At 59.3% G+C, this 4,353-nt stretch carries 2 protein-coding genes, 2 tRNA genes and 1 pseudogene; 2 read left to right on the forward strand and 3 right to left on the reverse strand.

Annotation, left to right across the window (positions count from 1 at the left end; genetic code table 11):
• The 3 genes and pseudogenes from ACIQY3_RS15405 to rnr all read right to left on the reverse strand — a co-directional run.
• Window positions 1–71, reverse strand: a pseudogene (locus ACIQY3_RS15405) (30S ribosomal protein S6); the annotation flags it as partial.
• Between the two features lie 317 nt (window positions 72–388).
• Window positions 389–1,156: a 23S rRNA (guanosine(2251)-2'-O)-methyltransferase RlmB gene (rlmB, locus tag ACIQY3_RS15410; protein WP_322270397.1), complete on the reverse strand. Its 768-nt coding sequence runs from the start codon at window positions 1,154–1,156 to the stop codon at window positions 389–391.
• A complete protein-coding gene (rnr, locus tag ACIQY3_RS15415; protein ID WP_403020799.1) occupies window positions 1,153–3,783 on the reverse strand; it encodes a ribonuclease R in 2,631 nt (876 codons plus the stop codon). Before rnr ends, rlmB begins: the two co-directional genes overlap by 4 nt.
• 226 nt (window positions 3,784–4,009) lie before the next feature.
• Between rnr and ACIQY3_RS15420 the strand changes: the two genes are divergently transcribed.
• Both ACIQY3_RS15420 and ACIQY3_RS15425 read left to right on the forward strand, forming a co-directional pair.
• A tRNA-Leu gene (locus ACIQY3_RS15420) sits at window positions 4,010–4,096 on the forward strand.
• Between the two features lie 166 nt (window positions 4,097–4,262).
• Window positions 4,263–4,349: transfer RNA gene (locus ACIQY3_RS15425), tRNA-Leu, on the forward strand.
• Window positions 4,350–4,353: the final 4 nt, after the last annotated feature.

Raw genomic sequence — 4,353 nt, forward strand, 5'->3', positions numbered from 1 at the left:
CGCTCTACCATGCCGCCGACTTGCTCGCTTTGATCCGGGTGGACCAAAAAGATGATTTCGTAATGACGCATGAATGCTCCTTACGGGTTGTAGCCTGCCGCTCAAAAGCGGTCAGACAAGGAGTGAATGACACTTATGGACTTGCTTGCGATAGACACATGCGTGCCTGCCGTCACAGCAAGGGGCGCAATTGTAGAGAAGGGACAGGAGAGGTGCAAGGCAATTGGTGATTATTTGAACAGTTCGCTCACACCACCAAACTTCGCCTCACCACAAACCACTGTGGGAGCGGGCTTGCTCGCGAAGGCGGTGTGTCAGAAAACATTTCTGTCGACTGACACACCGCTTTCGCGAGCAAGCCCGCTCCCACATTTGGATCGCGTGCGGCTTAAGACTTCTTGCCGCCCGCTGCAGCTTTGACACTGCGCTGACGTTGGGCTTCGAACAGGCAAACGCCCGTCGCCACGGAAACGTTGAGGCTGCTGACGCTGCCGGTCATCGGCAGGTGCACCAGGTAGTCGCACAGATCGCGGGTCAGGCGGCGCATGCCGCTGCCTTCCGCGCCCATGATCAGGATGGTCGGGCCAGTCATGTCCTGCTGATACAGGCTCTGCTCAGCCTCGCCCGCCGTACCGACGACCCACAAGCCACGCTGCTTGAGTTTTTCCAGGGTGCGCGCCAGGTTGGTCACGGCGACCAACGGAATCACTTCCGCCGCGCCGCAGGCCACTTTACGCACCGTCGGGGTCAGGGTAGCCGACTTGTCCTTCGGCACGATCACCGCCAGCGCACCGGCCGCATCGGCCGAACGCAGGCAAGCGCCGAGGTTGTGCGGATCGGTCACGCCGTCGAGCACCAGCAGCAACGGCGCGCCTTCGGAGCGATCGAGCAACTCGTCGAGCATCGCTTCACCCCAGACCTGGCTCGGACTCACGTCCGCGACCACGCCCTGGTGGACGCCATCAACCCAGGCATCGAGCTCACGACGCTCGGCGTTGCCGACAGGCACGCGATTTTCATTCGCCAGCGCAATCAGCGCCTGTACACGCGGTTCGCTGCGGCCTTCAGCCAGCCAGATCTGCTTGACGCGTTTCGGGTGGTGACGCAGCAACGCTTCTACCGCATGCACGCCGTAGATTTTTTCCAACTGACTCATGACTTGGCCTTAGGTTTACGTGCCCCGCCGCTTTTGGCTGGAGCAGAACCCGCTTTCGGCGGGCCTTTACGGTGTTTGCTCGGCTTGCTGCCGGGAGCCTTGTCAGGCGCCGACCGTCCGGTCTTTCCCCCAGACGCCGCTTTACCGCCGCTTTTCGCTTCAGACAGCAACGCCTGTTTCAGTTCACGGCTTTTACGCAACTCGGCGTTTTTCGCCGCCGCATCGCTTGGGCGATAGGCTTCCGGCGCTTTTTCCTTGGCAGGACGACGACCGGTTTTCGCCGGGGCCGGTTCTGCGGCGGTTTTAGCGGTTGTCTTGGCGGCTGGCTCAGCCTTTTCGTTTCCGCGCTTCTTGCGACCAATTGGCGCGCTGATGGTCTTTTCAGCCATCTCGAAGTCGATCTTGCGTTCGTCGAGATCGACGCGCATCACGCGCACTTCAACGGTGTCGCCCAGGCGGAAGCTGCGACCGGTACGCTCACCGGCGAGGCGGTGGTGCACAGGATCGAAGTGGTAGTAGTCGCCCGGCAGCGCGGTGACGTGCACCAGGCCTTCGACGTAGATGTCGGTCAGCTCGACGAACAGGCCGAAACCGGTCACGGCGGTGATCACACCCGGGAACGATTCACCCACGCGGTCTTTCATGAACTCGCACTTGAGCCAGTTCACCACGTCGCGGGTCGCTTCGTCGGCACGGCGCTCGCTCATCGAGCACTGCTCGCCGAGTTGCTCCAGGGCCGCTTCGTCGTACGGATAAATCCGCGCTTTCGGAATGGTCATCGCACCGGCACGGCGAACGTGCGGGGTGTCTTGCTTGGAGTGGATAACGCTGCGGATCGCCCGGTGCGTGAGCAAGTCCGGGTAGCGGCGGATCGGCGAGGTGAAGTGGGTATAGGCTTCGTAATTCAGGCCGAAGTGGCCCTGGTTATCGGCGCTGTATACCGCTTGGCTCAACGAACGCAGCATGACGGTCTGGATCAGGTGGAAATCCGGACGGTCCTTGATGCTCGCCAGCAATGCCTGGTAATCCTTCGGCGACGGACCATCCTTGCCTTTGTGCAGGGACAGGCCGAGCTCGCCGAGGAAGGCGCGCAGTTTTTCCAGACGCTCCGGTGGCGGACCGTTGTGCACGCGATACAGCGCAGGAATTTCGTGTTTCTTCAGGAATTCAGCAGTGGCCACGTTGGCCGCCAGCATGCATTCCTCGATCAGTTTGTGCGCATCGTTACGCACGGTCGGACGGATTTCAGCAATCTTGCGCTCGGTGCCGAAAATGATCCGGGTTTCCTGGGTTTCGAAATCGATCGCGCCACGCACGTGACGAGCGCCCAGCAGCACTTTGTACAGTGCGTAAAGCTGCTTCAGGTGCGGCAGAACGTCGGTGTACTCGCCGCGAAGCTGACGTGCTTCGGTGAGTTTCGGCGTTTCGAGCATCGCGCTGACTTTGTTGTAGGTCAGGCGAGCGTGGGAGTGAATCACCGCTTCGTAGAAGCAGTAGTCGGTCATCTCGCCGGACTTGGAGATGGTCATCTCGCAAACCATGGCCAGTCGATCGACGTGCGGGTTCAGCGAGCACAGGCCGTTGGACAGCTGCTCAGGCAGCATCGGCACGACGCGCTCGGGGAAGTACACCGAGTTGCCGCGAACCTGGGATTCGTTGTCCAGCGCCGAACCGATCTTCACGTAGCTGGAGACGTCGGCAATCGCCACGTACAACTTCCAGCCACCGGAGAACAGGCGCAGTTTGCCCGGTTTGGATTCGCAGTAAACCGCGTCATCGAAGTCGCGCGCATCTTCACCGTCGATGGTCACGAACGGCAGATGGCGCAGGTCGATGCGCTTCTCTTTGTCTTTCTCTTCGACTTCAGGCTTGAGCTTGGCGGCTTCTTTCAACACCGCCTCAGGCCATACGTGCGGGATATCGTACGCGCGCAGGGCGACATCGATTTCCATGCCCGGCGCCATGTAGTTACCCACGACTTCAACCACGTCGCCTTGCGGCTGGAAGCGTGGCGTCGGCCAGTGAGTGATCTTCACTTCGACGAACTGACCGATCTGCGCGTTGGCATTGCGGCCCGGGGTGACCAGCACTTCTTGCTGGATCTTCGGGTTATCCGCGACGACGAAGCCGATACCGCCTTCTTCGAAGTAGCGGCCGACGATGGTCTCGTGGGCACGGGATACCACTTCGACGATCATGCCTTCGCGGCGACCGCGACGGTCCAGGCCGGAAACACGCGCCAGGGCACGGTCGCCGTCGAACACCAGGCGCATTTGCGCCGGGCTCATGAACAGGTCGTCACTGCCGTCGTCCGGAACCAGGAAGCCGAAGCCGTCACGGTGACCGCTGATGCGGCCCAGGATCAGGTCAAGCTTATCCACAGGCGCGTAGGTACCGCGACGGGTATAGATGAGTTGAGCATCGCGCTCCATGGCGCGCAGGCGGCGACGCAGGGCTTCGATCTGGTCTTCTGTGGTCAGACCAAACTCCTCGACCAGCTGCTCGCGGTTAGCAGGCGAACCTCGATCAGCAAGGTGCTGAAGGATCAGTTCGCGGCTAGGAATAGGGTTATCATATTTTTCCGCTTCACGAGCGGCCTCGGGATCGAGGGACTGCCAATCGGCCATTAGAGAGTTTTCACCTTGTCTATATGCGGGTTAGTTTGGCATAGGCGTAATGAAACGGGAAATTTCAGGCTATGAGAGCCCATCTAAAGCCCTTTATCGACACCGCAAAGCTGAATTAAATGCCGCTGGGGAAATTTTCCAGGTTTTTTTGGTGGCAGGGGTTTACAGTTAAAAAGACGCTCCGTATAGTGCGCGCCATCGACGACGCACTAGCGTTGCCGATACTGCCCAGATGGTGAAATTGGTAGACACGCCAGCTTCAGGTGCTGGTGACCGCAAGGTCGTGGAAGTTCGAGTCTTCTTCTGGGCACCAATTTCGAGCTTGAGATTAGATCAATTTCAAGGCTCACACAAAAACCCGCGAAAGCGGGTTTTTTGCATTCAGGGCTTTTGATTTATTAAAACCAAATCAGGGGTTTACAGATTAAAAAGCTCTCCGTATAGTGCGCCACATCAACAGCGGCAACGTTGCTGATACTGCCCAGATGGTGAAATTGGTAGACACGCCAGCTTCAGGTGCTGGTGACCGCAAGGTCGTGGAAGTTCGAGTCTTCTTCTGGGCACCAATTC

The sequence above is a fragment of the Pseudomonas sp. NPDC096950 genome, assembly GCF_044762525.1.
Classification (GTDB): domain Bacteria; phylum Pseudomonadota; class Gammaproteobacteria; order Pseudomonadales; family Pseudomonadaceae; genus Aquipseudomonas.

Bases quoted from the DNA above. Each gene is read 5' to 3' on its own strand.
- rnr (WP_403020799.1), bottom strand. From the start codon at position 3,783: ATGGCCGATTGGCAGTCCCTCGATCCCGAGGCCGCTCGTGAAGCGGAA.
- rlmB (WP_322270397.1), bottom strand. From the start codon at position 1,156: ATGAGTCAGTTGGAAAAAATCTACGGCGTGCATGCGGTAGAAGCGTTG.